Annotated in this window: 16 protein-coding genes; 9 read left to right on the plus strand and 7 right to left on the minus strand. The window is 67.4% G+C overall.

Annotated features, from left to right (window positions below; all coding sequences use genetic code 11):
- Positions 1–214: 214 nt before the first annotated feature.
- From urtA to NOCYR_RS25370, 6 genes are all read left to right on the plus strand, one after another.
- Positions 215–1,507 carry an urea ABC transporter substrate-binding protein gene (gene urtA, locus NOCYR_RS25345; protein ID WP_014353265.1) on the plus strand — a complete coding sequence of 431 codons (1,293 nt, stop codon included), beginning with the start codon at positions 215–217 and terminating at the stop codon, positions 1,505–1,507.
- 173 nt (positions 1,508–1,680) lie between these two features.
- Positions 1,681–2,565, plus strand: a complete 885-nt coding sequence (gene urtB, locus NOCYR_RS25350) for an urea ABC transporter permease subunit UrtB (protein WP_014353266.1) — start codon at positions 1,681–1,683, stop codon at positions 2,563–2,565.
- Positions 2,562–3,707 carry an urea ABC transporter permease subunit UrtC gene (gene urtC / locus NOCYR_RS25355; protein ID WP_014353267.1) on the plus strand — a complete coding sequence of 382 codons (1,146 nt, stop codon included), beginning with the start codon at positions 2,562–2,564 and terminating at the stop codon, positions 3,705–3,707. The genes urtB and urtC overlap by 4 nt, the downstream gene beginning before the upstream one ends.
- Positions 3,704–4,513: an urea ABC transporter ATP-binding protein UrtD gene (gene urtD, locus NOCYR_RS25360; protein WP_014353268.1), complete on the plus strand. Its 810-nt coding sequence runs from the start codon at positions 3,704–3,706 to the stop codon at positions 4,511–4,513. The genes urtC and urtD overlap by 4 nt, the downstream gene beginning before the upstream one ends.
- Positions 4,497–5,189 carry an urea ABC transporter ATP-binding subunit UrtE gene (gene urtE / locus NOCYR_RS25365; RefSeq protein WP_014353269.1) on the plus strand — a complete coding sequence of 231 codons (693 nt, stop codon included), beginning with the start codon at positions 4,497–4,499 and terminating at the stop codon, positions 5,187–5,189. Before urtD ends, urtE begins: the two co-directional genes overlap by 17 nt.
- Before the next feature lie 6 nt (positions 5,190–5,195).
- Complete coding sequence (locus NOCYR_RS25370; RefSeq protein ID WP_014353270.1) at positions 5,196–5,885, plus strand: GntR family transcriptional regulator; 690 nt, start codon at positions 5,196–5,198, stop codon at positions 5,883–5,885.
- Between the two features lie 192 nt (positions 5,886–6,077).
- On the opposite strand, the gene NOCYR_RS25375 is transcribed toward NOCYR_RS25370, so the two are convergent.
- Both NOCYR_RS25375 and NOCYR_RS25380 read right to left on the minus strand, forming a co-directional pair.
- Positions 6,078–7,013 (minus strand): nuclease-related domain-containing protein, encoded by a 936-nt coding sequence (locus NOCYR_RS25375; RefSeq protein WP_014353271.1) that lies wholly within the window; start codon positions 7,011–7,013, stop codon positions 6,078–6,080.
- Between the two features lie 130 nt (positions 7,014–7,143).
- On the minus strand, positions 7,144–7,521 hold the full coding sequence (locus NOCYR_RS25380; protein ID WP_014353272.1) for a VOC family protein: 378 nt from the start codon (positions 7,519–7,521) through the stop codon (positions 7,144–7,146).
- 105 nt (positions 7,522–7,626) lie between these two features.
- Here NOCYR_RS25380 and NOCYR_RS25385 point away from each other — a divergent pair, with 105 nt between their 5' ends.
- Positions 7,627–8,397: a TetR/AcrR family transcriptional regulator gene (locus NOCYR_RS25385; protein WP_228797732.1), complete on the plus strand. Its 771-nt coding sequence runs from the start codon at positions 7,627–7,629 to the stop codon at positions 8,395–8,397.
- A 16-nt stretch (positions 8,398–8,413) separates the two neighbouring features.
- Here the strand turns inward: NOCYR_RS25385 and NOCYR_RS25390 are convergent, their stop codons facing one another.
- The 5 genes from NOCYR_RS25390 to NOCYR_RS25410 form a co-directional block, all read right to left on the minus strand.
- The gene (locus NOCYR_RS25390) at positions 8,414–8,965 is read right to left on the minus strand and encodes a carboxymuconolactone decarboxylase family protein (RefSeq protein ID WP_048833709.1); all 552 of its coding nucleotides are present in this window, start codon (positions 8,963–8,965) and stop codon (positions 8,414–8,416) included.
- Positions 8,966–9,033: 68 nt separating this feature from the next.
- Positions 9,034–9,738: a polysaccharide deacetylase family protein gene (locus NOCYR_RS25395; RefSeq protein ID WP_014353275.1), complete on the minus strand. Its 705-nt coding sequence runs from the start codon at positions 9,736–9,738 to the stop codon at positions 9,034–9,036.
- The gene (locus tag NOCYR_RS25400) at positions 9,735–10,574 is read right to left on the minus strand and encodes a patatin-like phospholipase family protein (RefSeq protein WP_014353276.1); all 840 of its coding nucleotides are present in this window, start codon (positions 10,572–10,574) and stop codon (positions 9,735–9,737) included. The genes NOCYR_RS25395 and NOCYR_RS25400 overlap by 4 nt, the downstream gene beginning before the upstream one ends.
- Before the next feature lie 126 nt (positions 10,575–10,700).
- Complete coding sequence (gene lpdA, locus NOCYR_RS25405) at positions 10,701–12,104, minus strand: dihydrolipoyl dehydrogenase (RefSeq protein WP_048833710.1); 1,404 nt, start codon at positions 12,102–12,104, stop codon at positions 10,701–10,703.
- A gap of 120 nt (positions 12,105–12,224) precedes the next feature.
- Complete coding sequence (locus NOCYR_RS25410; RefSeq protein ID WP_014353278.1) at positions 12,225–12,734, minus strand: MarR family winged helix-turn-helix transcriptional regulator; 510 nt, start codon at positions 12,732–12,734, stop codon at positions 12,225–12,227.
- Positions 12,735–12,819: 85 nt separating this feature from the next.
- Here NOCYR_RS25410 and NOCYR_RS25415 point away from each other — a divergent pair, with 85 nt between their 5' ends.
- Both NOCYR_RS25415 and NOCYR_RS25420 read left to right on the plus strand, forming a co-directional pair.
- The gene (locus NOCYR_RS25415) at positions 12,820–13,218 is read left to right on the plus strand and encodes a nuclear transport factor 2 family protein (RefSeq protein WP_014353279.1); all 399 of its coding nucleotides are present in this window, start codon (positions 12,820–12,822) and stop codon (positions 13,216–13,218) included.
- Between the two features lie 68 nt (positions 13,219–13,286).
- Positions 13,287–14,300: an AraC family transcriptional regulator gene (locus NOCYR_RS25420; RefSeq protein ID WP_231855990.1), complete on the plus strand. Its 1,014-nt coding sequence runs from the start codon at positions 13,287–13,289 to the stop codon at positions 14,298–14,300.
- Positions 14,301–14,362 lie beyond the last annotated feature (62 nt).

Below are 14,362 nucleotides of genomic sequence, written 5' to 3' on the forward strand. Positions count from 1 at the left end.
TTGTGCGCAAGGTTTCACCTCACGGCAACGCAGGAAACCGACTCGTCATCGAGAGATATTCCGGCGCAACAACTTCTGTCTAACGTTTCGCAGCACGAATACAGGCTCTGTATACAACTCGGTCGACAGCCGTGACCGGGGCGAATGAGCAGGTATTCGGTGCGGAACCCGCGCGGTACCGCCACCACAACTGATGAGTGAGAAGGGTTCGCCCATGTCCGATTCCTCCCGATTCCGCCGACATCGCGGCAACGTCCGATCCAGGCGTTCGGTCAAGGCCCTGGCGGTGCCGACCGCGCTCGCGCTGGCCGGCGTGCTGCTGACCGCCTGCGGCGCCAGGGACGACGCCACCGCGGACGGCTCGAACGCCGTCTCCTGCGTCGACACCACCAAGGACACGATCAAGGTCGGTTCGCTGCATTCGCTGTCGGGCACGATGGCCATCAGCGAGGTCACCGTCGCCAACTCGACCAAGCTGGCCGTCGACCAGATCAACGCCGCAGGCGGGGTGCTGGGCAAGCGGATCGAGCTGGTGCTCGAAGACGGTGCGTCGGACCCGAAGACCTTCGCCGAGAAGGCGGAAAAGCTCATCAGCTCCGACTGTGTGGCCGCGGTGTTCGGCGGCTGGACCTCGTCGAGCCGTAAGGCGATGAAACCGAAGTTCGAAAGCCTGAATTCGCTGCTGTACTACCCCGTTCAGTACGAGGGCCTGGAAGACAGCAAGAACATCTTCTACACCGGTGCGACCACCAATCAGCAGATCGTGCCCGCCCTGGATTATCTGAAGCAGAAGGGCGTGAAGTCGCTGTATCTGGTGGGCAGCGACTATGTGTTCCCGCAGACCGCCAATCGTGAGATCAAGGCGTACGCGGCGGCCAACGGCATCGAGATCAAGGGTGAGGATTACACCCCCCTCGGCTCCACCGATTTCTCCACCATCATCAACAAGGTGCGCACCGCCGACGCCGACGCGGTATTCAACACCCTCAACGGCGATTCCAATGTCGCCTTCTTCCGCGAGTACACCAATGCCGGCCTGACCGCCGCCGATATGCCGGTGGTGTCGGTGTCGATCGCCGAGGAAGAGGTGGCCGGTATCGGCGCGCAGAACATCGCGGGCCAGCTCACCGCCTGGAATTACTACCAGACCGTTCCCACCCCGCAGAACAAGGCCTTCGTCGACGCGTACAAGGCCGCCTTCGGCGCCGACAAGCCCACCTCCGACCCGATGGAAGCCGCCTACACCTCGGTGTACCTGTGGAAGAACACGGTGGAGAAGGCGAACTCGTTCGCGGTAACCGATATTCAGGCCGCCGCCGACGGCGTGAGCTTCGAGGCGCCCGAGGGCCTGGTCACCATCGACGGCAGCAACCACCACATCACCAAAACCGCTCGTATCGGCGAGATCCGCCCCGACGGCCTGATCTACACGGTCTGGGATTCCGGTCAGCCCATCGCCCCGGACCCCTACCTCGACACCTACCCCTGGGCCGAGGGCCTGAAGTAAGCCACCTGCCCGCGGCGGATGCCGACCGCCGCGGGCAGGTTCCGGACGACCACGGTTCGCGGCCTGGTCCGGGCGGCAAGCCGGACGCGACGACGCCTCCGGCCGCCTCCGCCAGGACCCATGAGGGGGCCGCGAACCACGCCGCGCCAGCGGCAAGAAGATACGGAGATTCGATGGAAGTCGTTGTAGGCCAACTCTTCACCGGGTTGAGCCTCGGGTCGATCCTGTTGCTCGCCGCGCTGGGTCTCGCGCTGACCTTCGGTCAGATGGGCGTGATCAATATGGCGCACGGTGAGTTCATCATGGCCGGTTGTTACACCACCTACGTTGTCCAGCAGGTGGTGTCGTCGGCGGGGGTATCGCTGCTGGTGTCGTTGCTGGTCGGGTTCCTGGTCGGCGGCGCGTTGGGGGCGGCGCTGGAGATGGGGCTGATCCGCTGGATGTATCACCGGCCGCTGGACACACTGCTGGTGACCTTCGGTGTCGGCCTGGTGTTGCAGCAGCTGGCGCGCGATATCTTCGGGGCGCCGGCCAAGAATGTGCTGGTCCCGGAATGGTTGAGCGGTGGGGTCACGATTCTGGATGCCGTGGTGCCCAAGACCAGGATCTTCATTCTGGTGCTCGCGGTGGTCGCGGTGACGGCGCTGGCGATCGTGTTGAAGACGACGCCGCTGGGCCGCCGTATCCGCGCGGTGGTGCAGAACCGCGATCTCGCCGAAACCAGCGGTATCTCTTCCCGTTTCACCGATATCAGCACCTTCTTCATCGGTTCCGGCCTGGCCGGTGTCGCGGGTGTGGCGCTGACGTTGATCGGGTCCACCAGCCCGACCATCGGCCAGAGCTATCTGATCGATGCGTTCCTGGTGGTGGTGATCGGCGGGCTCGGGCAGATCAAGGGCACGGTGATCGCGGCGTTCGCGCTCGGGCTGCTCAATTCGTTCATCGAGTATTCGACGACCGCCTCGATCGCCAAGGTGATCGTCTTCGTGATCATCGTGATCTTCTTGCAGGTCCGGCCGCAGGGCCTGTTCACGGTCCGGACAAGGAGCCTGGCATGACCGCACCGCGCTGGTTCGCGAATCCCTCGATACGGGTCTGGGGCGGTTTCGCCCTGGCCGCCATTCTGTTGTTCGCGGTCGCGCCGGCCGTGCTCAGCGATTTCCGGTTGAACCTGCTCGCGAAATTCCTGTGCTTCGCCATCGTGGCGGCGGGTATCGGTTTGGCCTGGGGGCGTGGCGGAATGCTGACTCTGGGCCAGGGTGTGTTCTTCGGGCTCGGCGCCTACATCATGGCGATGCATCTGCAGATGGCGGATGCGGCGCGGCTGGGCAATGACGTGCCGGATTTCATGGAGATCGCCGGAATCCGGGAACTGCCCGCGTATTGGCAACCGTTCGCGTCGGCGCCGGTGGCGATCATCGCGATTCTCGTGCTGCCCGCGCTGGTCGCGGCGGCGCTGGGTTACGGCGTATTCAAGCGCCGGGTCAAGGGCGCGTATTTCGCGATCCTGAGTCAGGCACTGGCGGCGGCGCTGGCGATTCTGCTGACGGGTCAGCAGACCATCGGCGGCTTCACCGGCCTGTCGGATTTCCGGGCGTTCTTCGGTTTCAAGCTGTCGGATCCGCTGAATCGGCAGATGCTGTTCTTCATCGCGGCGGGCACCCTGCTCGTGGTGGTCGCAGTGGTGCGTCAGCTCATGCACAGCCGGTACGGGGAATTGCTGGTCGCGGTGCGTGACCAGGAGGAGCGGGTGCGGTTCCTCGGCTACGACCCGGCCAACGTCAAGATCGTCGCGTATGTGGTGGCGGCGTTCTTCGCCGGGATCGCGGGTGCGTTGTTCACCCCGATCGTCGGCATCATCTCCCCCGCCGATATCGGTGTCGTGCCGTCGATCGCCTTCCTGATCGGCGTCGCCATCGGCGGCCGCACCACCCTGCTGGGCCCGGTGCTCGGCGCGATCGGGGTGGCGTGGGCGCAGACGGCGTTGTCGGAACAGTTCCCGTCGGGCTGGACCTACCTGCAAGGCGTGTTGTTCATCGTGGTGGTCGGGTTCGTGCCGGCCGGGCTGGCCGGACTGTGGCCGACCCTGCGCCGCGTCATCGCCGAGCGCAGACCGAAACCCGGCGACAGCGCGCCGCCCGCGCCGGCGCCCACCGACCTGTTGCCGGTGCGGACCGAGGAGAAGGTGCACACCCGATGATCGATCACGAACCCAAGCGCGGCGGCAATGCCGGAATGTCGAGCGAATACCTCGAAGTTCGCGGGCTGTCGGTGAGTTTCGACGGCTTCCAGGCCGTCACCGATGTCGACCTGACGGTCCTCCAGGGCGACCTACGGTTCCTCATCGGCCCCAACGGCGCAGGCAAGACCACCCTGATCGACGCCATCACCGGCCTCACCCCGGCCACCGGCTCGGCGCAGAAGTCGGGGGTGGAGCTGCTGGGCAAGAAGGTGCATCAGATCGCGCGGCTCGGCGTGGGTCGCACCTTCCAGACCGCTAGCGTTTTCGAGCAGCTCAGCGTCTTGCAGAACCTCGATATCGCGGCGGGGGCCGGACGTTCCGCGCTCACCCTGCTGCGCAGGCGCAAGTCGGTGCTGCCGAGCATCGAGGAGGCGCTGGAGATCACCGGCCTCGGCGCGCTGCGCGACCAGCCCGCCGGTGTGCTCGCGCACGGTCAGAAGCAGTGGCTCGAGATCGGCATGCTGCTGGTGCAGAACGCGTCGGTGCTGCTGCTGGACGAGCCGGTCGCCGGGATGAGCGCCGAGGAACGCGAGGAAACCGGAAACCTGCTGCGTCGCATCGGCGGCGAACGCGTCGTGGTGGTGGTCGAGCACGATATGGATTTCATGCGTGCCTTCGCCACCTCGGTGACGGTGCTCGCCGGGGGCCGGGTGCTCAGCGAGGGCACCGTCGAGCAGGTCCAAGCCGATCCCAAGGTGCAGCAGGTCTACCTCGGCACCGCCGCCGAATCGAACGAGGAGAGCGCCGATGCTCGAATTGGCTGATATCCATTCCGGTTACGGCCGGACCGAAGTGATCCACGGCGTCTCGCTGACCGTCCCCGACGACAGCGTCGTCGCCATCATGGGACACAACGGCGCAGGCAAAACCACCCTGCTGCGCACCGCAGTCGGCCTGCTGACCAGCAAGTCCGGCACCATCACGTTCAATGGTGAGGTGATCACCTCACTGACGCCGTCGCGCCGGGTGCGCCGCGGGATCGCCTATGTCCCGCAGGGGCAGCAGAGTTTTCCCCAGTTGACCACAGCGGAGAACCTTCAGGTGGTGGCCGACGGCCGCAAGCGCGGCAAGGCGCTGATCGACGAATCCCTCGACCTGTTCCCCGCGCTGCGCGACCTGCTCACCCGAAAGGCCGGTCTGCTCTCGGGTGGGCAGCGCCAGCAGCTGGCCATCGCCAGGGCGCTGATCACCGAGCCGAAGCTGCTCATCCTGGACGAGCCCACCGAGGGCATCCAGCCGTCGGTGGTCGCCGAGATCGAACGCACCATCATCGATCTCACCCGCCGCGGCGGTTTGAGCGTGCTGCTGGTGGAACAGCACATCGGCTTCGCCTTGCAGGCCGCCCAGCGCTACTACGTGCTGGAATCGGGCCGCATCACCTCCTCCGGCGAGGGCGGGGCGGGCGCGGAGACCGAGGTCCGCTCGGCGATGGCGATCTGAGGCGCCGTGACGCGACGGGGGCGGGTCCCGCTGAGTGCGCAGGTCTACGAGGCGGTGCGCCGCGATCTGGCCGCGGGCGCACTGGCCTCGACCGAACGGCTGGGCGAGGAACGTCTTGCGGACAATTACGGGGTCTCGCGTACTCCGGTCCGTGAGGCGCTCGCGCGGCTGCTCGCCGACGGGCTGGTGGAGCGGCGCGCCGACGGGCTCTACCCGTACCGGCCGCGGCTGGACGAACTCGACCAGCTCTACGAACTGCGTAATGTGCTGGAATCCAGAGGTATTCAACGCGCGCTCGGTGCGCCGACGCACGACCTCGACATCGTCCGGGCCGAGCTGGAGCACTGGCGTCAGCTGGCCGGCCAGCCGCCCGAACCGGGCCCTGCCCTCATCGCCGCCGACGACCAATTCCACATCGCGCTCCTGCGTGCGGCCGGCAACGCCGCCCTCGCCGAAGCCCTCGCCTCGGTCCAGGTGCGCGTGCGGCCGGTGCGCACCATGGACATGCCCACCCCCGACCGCATCGCCACCATGACCGCCGAGCACATCACCATCGCCGAACAGCTGCTGGCCGGCGACTATGCGGCGGCGCTGGAAACGCTGACGACGCATATTGATTCGTCACGTTCGCATGTGATCGCGCGGGCGAAGGCGGCGCTGCATCTGACGCGGTTGGCGCAGGCGGTGCGGGACTAGGGCAGGCGCTCGCGTCGAGCCCACTGACACAGCGCCCGCGGGAATGCGGCCAAGCTCTCGCGTCGGGCGCGGCAGACATTGTGGTGCGGGGGCGACGGCCAAAACTCTCGGCTCGCCCGCGGTGCCGCCCGGGAGGCTCAGCTACCGCCTATCCCCATCCCGCTCACGGCCGCGCTATACCGCCCGCGGTCCTCAGCAACCGGATTGAAACGGCCAGCACTCCACCGCAGTTCGAGGCGATACCACGCCCGCGGGCACGGCCGGTGCCGTCGCCCGACTCTGCGGAGTCGCGGTCGCACCGGTCGTCGTCGTGGCGGTCGGTTCCACGTCCGGGCCGTCGGTGAGCACCGCCCGCACGATCACCCCCAGCACCACGAGCGTGCCGAGCACGCCGGCCGCGAACACCGCCCACGCCGCGGCCCGCTGCCTGCCGGTGTCCTCGGGTTTCGGCTCTCGTTTGGGCGGGGCCGGGCGGGCCGGGATCGGCTTCGGTTTCGGGGCGGCGGCGTCGAAGCCCTCGGCGAGCAGTTCGTCGCGGGTCGGGTGGATATCGCTGCCGCAGGATCGGGTGAGCGCGGTGGCCGCGGCCAGTACCCGGTCGGCGGTCCAGGCGCGTGGGCCTGCGGCGAAATTCTCCAGGTAGATGCGGAATTCGGTGGTGTCGGCGGCATTGGCGACGACCACGTCCAAGCCCGGGCGCAGGGTGGTGCGGGCGGGCCGGACCACCGCGCCGCGCCACGGCAACAACACCACGGCGCCGCAGAGATGGCCGGGATCCTGCAGGGAGCGTTCCAGCGCCGCCTTCACTTCGTGCACCGCGTGTTCGAGCTGGTCGGAAACACTCACGCCCTCGGGCTGTTCCAGATCGGCGGGCTGCGAGCTGATGGTCCACGGCCCGCCGCTGCTCACCTCGAGAATCCCGCTCTGCCTGCGCCGGAAGCCGCGCGCCTCCAGCACGGTGACGCCGCGCGGAGTCCAGACGACGGCGTCGACCTGCCGTTTCCCGTGTTCCGGACCCACCTGTAGATCGACCAGAGCCAGACCGGTGGTCGGGAGCCTGCGCAGGCATTCGACGAATTCCCGCTCGGGCGCGGACAGTTCCGCTCCCGTGTCGATCTTCACCAGCATCGTGCACAACCCCTGACGTGCGTCCCGATCCAGCCTTCGCCCCCGGCGGCGGCCCACGCAGGGCCGCCGCCCGAGCTACTCCGCTAGATCATGACGCCCCGTCCCGGCGAATTCCACCCCACCAGGGTTGTCACACCCACTGGACCAGTTGATAGAGAATGCCGTTCGGGTCGGCCATCTGGAAGTAGCGCTCGCCCCATTCCTCGGTCTCGATCGGGGTGACGATCGGGACGCCTTCGGACTGCAGGCGGACGTACTCGGTGTCGATATCGTCGACGACGAACACGACGAGCAAGCCCTCGCCTGCACTGCCCGCGGCACTGGCCGGCTTGAAGCTCTTCAGGCCCGTGCGCAGGTAGATGAGGTTCATGCCGGCGTCGTCGCGGGCGAGGGAGACGAACCCGTCGGCCGACATCTTCTCGGTGAAGCCGAGATGGTCGGTGACGAACTTCGCCGAAGCCTGCGGGTCGGCGACGTTGAGCGAGATGGCGGATTCAGTGATGCGCATACGGGGCTCCTTCGGTTCGCGTTTCTCTCTACTTAGTACGCTATACTTTGTAGAGAAATTTCCGGCAAGGCGCATTGTGATGTGAATCACTCCATGGAGGTGCGGATGGCAGGGTCGAAAGAACGCAGTGGGGCGGGAGATCCCGTGCGGACCCTGGAGCTGCTGTGGCGGGTGCCGACCCCGTCCGGGCGCGGTCCGAAGCAGCGCAGCAGTGTGGACGAGGTCGTCGCCGCGGCCATCGAGATCGCCGATACCGAAGGCCTCGAGGCCGTCACCATGCGCGCGGTGGCCACCCACCTCGGGCTCACCCCCATGGCGACTTACACCTACGTCCCCGGCAAGGCCGAGCTGATCGACCTCATGCTCGACGCCGTCTACCTGGCCATGCCGCGCCCTGATCTCGGCGGCCTGCCATGGCGTGAGCGGGTCACCACCATCGCGACGGAAAACCGCGCCATGCTCACCAAGCATCCGTGGGTGGCCTACATCCCGACCACCCGCCCGCCGCTGGGCCCGGGCCAAACCGCGAAATACGACCACGAACTGCGCGCTTTCGACGGCCTCGGCCTCGACGACGTCCAGATGGACGCCGCCCTGACCTACCTGCTCGGCTTCGTCACCTCGGTCGCCCGCATCGCCACCGACACCGCCCGCGCGGCCGCCGAGAGCAATCAATCCGACAGCGAATGGTGGGAACGCGCCGCGCCCCTGCTCGAAACTTGCATCACTGCCGAGCAATACCCGCTGGCCACCCGCGTCGGCGCCGCGGCGGGTTCGGCGTTCGACGGCGCCTACAGCGCCGACCACGCCTACGAATTCGGGCTCGCCCGAGTGCTCGACGGGCTCGACAGGTTGATCAGCGGGGTCGGCGGCTGAGCGCAAAACCAGGGCGCTAGTGCTTCATCTCGTCGCGCTGGATACGTAGCGCGGTAATCGTCGAAGCCAGACCTTCGTATTGGTTTGTCAGCAGCACGATTTCGATGAGGTGCCGCTCGTCGTAGTAGTTCGCCAACTGCGCCCAGGCGGCGTCGTCGATATCGCGAGTGTTCACCAGCTGGTCGACGGCGGTGAGCAGGGCGCGGTGCTTCTCGGACCAGCCCGGCGTTTCCGGGCCGCTGCGCACCCGGTCCAGGATCTCCGCGGTGACGCCGGCGCGTTTGCCGAGCTTGATGTGGTGGTCCATCTCGTAGTCGCAGGAGCGCAGATGGGCTACCCGCAGGATGACGAGCTCGGATTCGTGCCTGGTCAGCTTGCCGCCGGGCATGAGCTTGCCGGAGTAGTGCAGCCAGCCGCGGAACAGTCCGCCGGTGCGGCCGAGGGTGCTGAACAGGTGCGCGTCCGCGGTGCCCGCCGCGCGCGACAGCACCTGCCAGACCACCCAGTTGACCGGCCCCAGCTGACGCAATCGCCCCGGGGACACACGTGGTTGCGACGTCGAAACCATCTGCGTTCGCCTCTTTCACCGAATCTGCGGGCCCGATCAGCGGCCGGGCACGCGGGCCGACGCCGAGCCTACCGGCCGAGCAGTTCCGACACCGTGACGAACCGATATCCGTCGGCCTTCAGCGCGGCGACGATCCCCGGGATCGCGGCCAGTGAATTCGCCCGGTCACCGAACATGACGTGCAGCAGGATGATCGAGCCCGGCCGCACCTCGGCCACCGTCTGCTCGACGATCCGCTTCGCGCTGGGCGCCGCACCGGAGTCCGGTTCCACATCCCACATCACCGTGGTCCGGTCGTGGTCGGAGAGGTATTTCGGCAGCGTCCACAGCTTCTTGCCGTAGGGCGGGCGGAAGGTGATCGGGCCCTGGTATCCGGTCTCGCGGATCTCGTCGTCGGTGCGGGCGACCTCGTCGGCGACAGTTCCGGGCGTCACGAAAACCATCCGGCGGTGGGTGTAGGTGTGGTTGCCGATCTCGTGGCCGGCCGCCGCGATCGCCGTGCCGTACTCGGGATGGGCGGCGAGATCGCGGCCGTTGAGATAGAACGTGGCGGGGACCTGGGCGTCGGCGAGCACCTTCAGGACCTCGGGCGTCTTGGTGGTCGGCCCATCGTCCAGGGTCAACGCGACCACCTTCGCGTCGGTGTCGACCCGATCCACGATCCGCCCCGCCAGCTGGAAGGTCCGCGAATTCATCAGGTAGTAGCCGCCGACGGCCAGCACCACGACGACGACAAGCGTTATCGCCGCGCCGATCAGCACCCGGCGTTTCATCGGGTCGGCCAGACTTCATTCAACTGCGCGGCGGCGTCGGCGGATTGGCGCACCCCGGCGTCGTAGGCGGGATGCAGTGCGGCAGCGCTGAACACGTCCGGACCGAACGCTTCGATGGCACCGGCGTCGGGCACGATCGAGATCTCCCGCGCACAGCCGTGTTCCCGGTCGGTGCGGCTGCGCGGGTACACATGCGCCAGCGGCTCCATGATCACCACGACCTCGGCGCCCGTGGCCAGATCGGCATTGATGCTGGAGCGGTAGCCGCCGTCGTAATAGTGGCTGCCGTCGATCGGGATGGGCGGGAAGATGCCCGGCACGGCGGTGCTCGAGGCCAGGGCTTGCGGCAGGGTGGCGACATCGTCGCGGGTCCACGGGCGCAGCTCACCGGTGGCCGCGTCGATCGCGGTGATCACCAGCTCGCCGTCCGGCCAGTCCGCGAAATCGACCAGCGAGCCGATCCGTTCGATGTGGTCGTCCGGCTCACCCGTGCTCGCCGCCATCGCCAGCTCGCCGATCCGCTTGCGCATCTGCACCGGATCCTGGCCGCGCTTCCCGATGAGCCCGGCGATCTCCATCATCACCGTGAAATCCTGTTGCACCGCAGCCGCATTCGGCCGCGCGGGCACCAGCAGGCTCGACAGGTCACCACCGCCGGCCAGGATCGAACCGACGACGGCGCCGGCGGAGGTCCCGATGAACCGATCGGCCAGCGCCAGGTCGATCCCGGCCTCCCGCAATCCGGTCCCCAGCCCCGCCAGCCAGCTGATCCCCACCGGCCCACCACCGCCGAGCACCAGCGCGATTCGGCCCCGCTCGGCCGCCACCTCAGACATGTAGGCAGGCTAACGAACAAGCGCGGACTCCGCTGGGGAACGCCCGCGGCATGCCCCGAACACACGCGACCCGGCGCGGTGCGGATGGCACCGGCGCCGGGTCGGCGGACGTCGATCGGTTCGCGATCAGAAGTTGATCATGTGCCCGGCGAGGCCGTGAATCGCCTCCTGCAGGGCCTCGCTCAACGTCGGGTGGGTGTGGACGTTGCGGGCGAGTTCGTTGACCGTGAGGTCCCACTTCTGGGCCAGGGTCAGCTCCGGCAGCAGCTCGGAGACGTCGGGGCCGATGAGGTGGCCGCCGAGCAGTTCACCGTGCGTGGTGTCGGCGATGAGCTTGACGAAACCGGTGGGATCGCCCAGGCCGTGCGCCTTGCCGTTGGCGGTGAACGGGAAGGTCGCGACCTTCACGTCGTAGCCCTCGTCGCGGGCCTGCTGCTCGGTGAGACCGAAGCTGGCGACCTGCGGCTGACAGAAGGTGGCGCGCGGCATCATCCGGTAGTCGCCGAGGGTCATGGTCTCGGCGCCGCCGATGGTCTCGGCCGCGACCACACCCTGCGCCTCCGCGACGTGGGCCAGCTGGAGCTTGGCGGTGACGTCACCGATGGCGTAGATGTGCGGCACGTTGGTGCGCATGTGGTCGTCGATGTCGATGGCACCGCGGTCGGTGAGCGCGACGCCGGTGTTCTCCAGGCCGTAGCCCTCCACCCGGGGCGCGAAGCCGACGGCCTGCAGCACCTTGTCGACGGTGACGGTCTCCACCGAACCGGACTTGTTGTCCTTGATGCTGACGGTGACCTTGGATCCGTCGTCATCGATGGACTGCACGGCCGCACCGGTGGTGATGGTGATGCCGAGCTTCTTGTACGCCTTGGTGATCTCCTTGGAGACGTCGGCGTCCTCGTTGGGCAGCGCGCGGTCGAGGAACTCGACGATGCGCACGTCGACGCCGTAGTTCTTCAGCACGTAGCCGAACTCCATGCCGATGGCGCCCGCGCCGACGATCAGGATGGATCCGGGCAGGTCGCGGGTGAGGATCTGCTCCTCGTAGGTGACGACGTTGGCGCTCAGCGAGGTGCCGGGCAGCAGCTTGGTGACGGTGCCCGTCGCGATGATCACGTTGTCGAAGGTGACCGTCTCGGTGCCGCCATCGCTCAACGCCACCGAGAGGGTGTTCGGGTCGGTGAAGGTGCCGAGCCCGTCGTATTCGGTGATCTTGTTCTTCTTCATCAGGAAGTGGACGCCCTTGACCCGGCCGTCGGCGACCTTGCGGCTGCGGTCGAACGCCGCGCCGAAGTCGAAGGACGCCTCACCGGTGATACCGAAGGTCTTCGCTTCCTTGGTGAAGATATGAGCCAGCTCCGCGTTGCGCAGCAGCGCCTTGGAGGGGATGCAGCCCACGTTCAGGCACACGCCACCCCAGTATTTCTGCTCGACAATCGCTGTTCGCAGGCCGAGTTGAGCGGCACGAATCGCGGCGACGTAACCGCCGGGACCCGCGCCGAGAACGACGACATCGTAGTGGGAAGTCACGGCACCGAGCCTAACGCTGTTGCTGGAAGTTCACTCGCCTATCCCCCGCAATGGTGAGGAGTGCACAGCTACTCGCGAGTAGCTGTTTCGGCCGCCGATCGTGGCTACGGGGCCCCACATTCAGGTCAGGGAGGTATCGCCCATGGCGCACAGCAGGATGCGCAGGGTGCCGGCAAGCTGCTCGGATTGCCCGCGATCAAGAGCAGCCAGCAGGCGTTCATAGTTGGCGATGTGGTCGGCGAACAGATCGTCCAGGATCTGCTTACCGCGGGACGATAGACGGATGAGCACGGTGCGACGATCGGCCGCTGAGGGCACACGGGACACCAGCCCTTTGTCGACCATCCGGTCGATTCGTTTGGTAATCGCACCAGTGGTGACCATCGAGGAACGAACGAGTGCACCAGCGGTCAGCTCATAGGGCTTCCCGGCCCGCCGCAGAGTGGTCAGGACATCCGCCTCGCCGGCGTCCAGATCGTACTCGGCGAGAAACCGCTGGACCTCGGCGTCCCACAACCGGGCCAGCCGTGCCACTCGCGCAACTACGCCGAACGACGTGAGGTCCACATCGGGGCGCTCGGCGCGCCATGCCTCGATCATCTGATCGACAGCGTCGGCGTTCGGACCCATCAGCCCTCCAATATCTTCCTAGTAATTATCTTCCCACTCAATTATATTCGTGGCAACTCCGATCCGCGCACCCTTAGGAGCGGCAATGCCGAGCACCATCAACATGACTGCTATCCACGCGGTCTACGACGCGTTCTCCACCGGAGACCTGGATCGGTTCATCGACCTGCTCGACCCGGACTTCGCGTCCCGGCAATCGGATGCGGTGCCCTGGCGGGGCACCTATCACGGCCGTGCCGGCGTCCGGGACATGTTCAGCCGCGTCGCGCGATCCGGATCCGCATCGTTCCACCCGGAGGAATTCATCGACGGCGGCGACCGTGTCGTGGTGATCGGCAGAGCTCACATCACACCGCATAACACCGACCGAGGCTTCGATGTCCGGGAACTACACGTCTGGCGCGCACAAGACGGGCGCTTGCTCAGCTTGGACGTCTTCCTCAACGCCCCGGCCCCCATGCTCGCCGCGCTTACCACCACCTGACCGAAGCACCGCCCGGCAGAAACCGGACTGTGGACAACAGGGTCCGACCTTTGGATACGGTGGTCGCTGTGGTGACCGCCTCCGCCGACGTGCTGACCGGAACCGCCTCCACTCAGCTGATCCGCCTGGTCCGAGACACCGCGCTGCGTGCGGGCGTCGCTCCCGACCTGCTCGCGGTGATTCCTGGCGGCGCGGACGACCTGCGCGGCGAACTCGACCGCGTGCCGATGTCCGCGCTGATCCAGCTGTGGGAGCTGCTCGCGAGCACCGGGCCGGGCGCCGGGCTCGCGGTGGTCGAGGACGCGCCGCTGGGCCGGCTCAGCACGTGGGACTACCTGGTCACCACCGGCGCGACCCTCGCCGATTCGCTCACCGCCGCGCAGCCGTATCACCAGCTCGTTACCGCCGCGACCGAAGGCTTCGAGCTGCACACCGCGGGCGAGCTGACCGTCGGCTACCGCACCGGCGCCGGCGATCCGGCGGTGGCGGCGATCGTGAACGAGTACGTGCTCGGCTACTACTTGCGTCGGGCGCGGGAAGGGCTGGGTCGCAACGTCGTCCCGGCCCGGATCACCTTCAGCCATCCGGCTCCGCGCGAGCACCGGCTGCTCACCGAAGCGTTCGGCACCGCGCGGATCGACTTCGACGCGGCCGCCGACACCATCACCTTCACCGAAGCCGACGCCGTCGCCCCGCTCGCGCGCGCCGACCCCGCCCTCGCCGACCTATTGCGCAGCCACGCCGAACTCGTCCTCGCCTCCGCGCGACCGATCGCCGGGCCGCTGGACGAATTCCACACCGCCCTCGCGGCCGCCATCGACACCGGCACACCCACGCTCGCAACCGTCGCCGCCAGGATGGCGATGAGCCCGCGCAGCCTGCAACGACGGCTCGCCGAGAACGCCACCACCTGGAGTCATGAGCTCGACCAGACGCGCTACCGCCGCGCCGAAGAACTGTTGCGCGCCGGATCGACCACGGCCGGCGTCGCGGCTCGCCTCGGTTTCGCTGATGATCGCGCACTGCGCAAGGCGTTTCGGCGCTGGAGCGGGGAATCGCCGGGGACTGTGCGGCGGCACTGAGGCCGGACTTTCGGCACCCTGGCGCGTCAGGACCGGTTCGTGGCGCGCGCGGACCTGGGATG

The sequence above is a fragment of the Nocardia cyriacigeorgica GUH-2 genome (genome assembly GCF_000284035.1).
Taxonomy (GTDB): Bacteria; Actinomycetota; Actinomycetes; order Mycobacteriales; family Mycobacteriaceae; genus Nocardia; species Nocardia cyriacigeorgica_B.

Bases quoted from the DNA above. Each gene is read 5' to 3' on its own strand.
- urtA (WP_014353265.1), top strand. From the start codon at position 215: ATGTCCGATTCCTCCCGATTCCGCCGACATCGCGGCAACGTCCGATCC.
- urtB (WP_014353266.1), top strand. From the start codon at position 1,681: ATGGAAGTCGTTGTAGGCCAACTCTTCACCGGGTTGAGCCTCGGGTCG.
- urtC (WP_014353267.1), top strand. From the start codon at position 2,562: ATGACCGCACCGCGCTGGTTCGCGAATCCCTCGATACGGGTCTGGGGC.
- urtD (WP_014353268.1), top strand. From the start codon at position 3,704: ATGATCGATCACGAACCCAAGCGCGGCGGCAATGCCGGAATGTCGAGC.
- urtE (WP_014353269.1), top strand. From the start codon at position 4,497: ATGCTCGAATTGGCTGATATCCATTCCGGTTACGGCCGGACCGAAGTG.
- NOCYR_RS25375 (WP_014353271.1), bottom strand. From the start codon at position 7,013: ATGCTGGTGAAGATCGACACGGGAGCGGAACTGTCCGCGCCCGAGCGG.
- NOCYR_RS25380 (WP_014353272.1), bottom strand. From the start codon at position 7,521: ATGCGCATCACTGAATCCGCCATCTCGCTCAACGTCGCCGACCCGCAG.
- NOCYR_RS25385 (WP_228797732.1), top strand. From the start codon at position 7,627: ATGGCAGGGTCGAAAGAACGCAGTGGGGCGGGAGATCCCGTGCGGACC.
- NOCYR_RS25390 (WP_048833709.1), bottom strand. From the start codon at position 8,965: ATGGTTTCGACGTCGCAACCACGTGTGTCCCCGGGGCGATTGCGTCAG.
- NOCYR_RS25395 (WP_014353275.1), bottom strand. From the start codon at position 9,738: ATGAAACGCCGGGTGCTGATCGGCGCGGCGATAACGCTTGTCGTCGTC.
- NOCYR_RS25400 (WP_014353276.1), bottom strand. From the start codon at position 10,574: ATGTCTGAGGTGGCGGCCGAGCGGGGCCGAATCGCGCTGGTGCTCGGC.
- NOCYR_RS25410 (WP_014353278.1), bottom strand. From the start codon at position 12,734: ATGGGTCCGAACGCCGACGCTGTCGATCAGATGATCGAGGCATGGCGC.
- NOCYR_RS25415 (WP_014353279.1), top strand. From the start codon at position 12,820: ATGCCGAGCACCATCAACATGACTGCTATCCACGCGGTCTACGACGCG.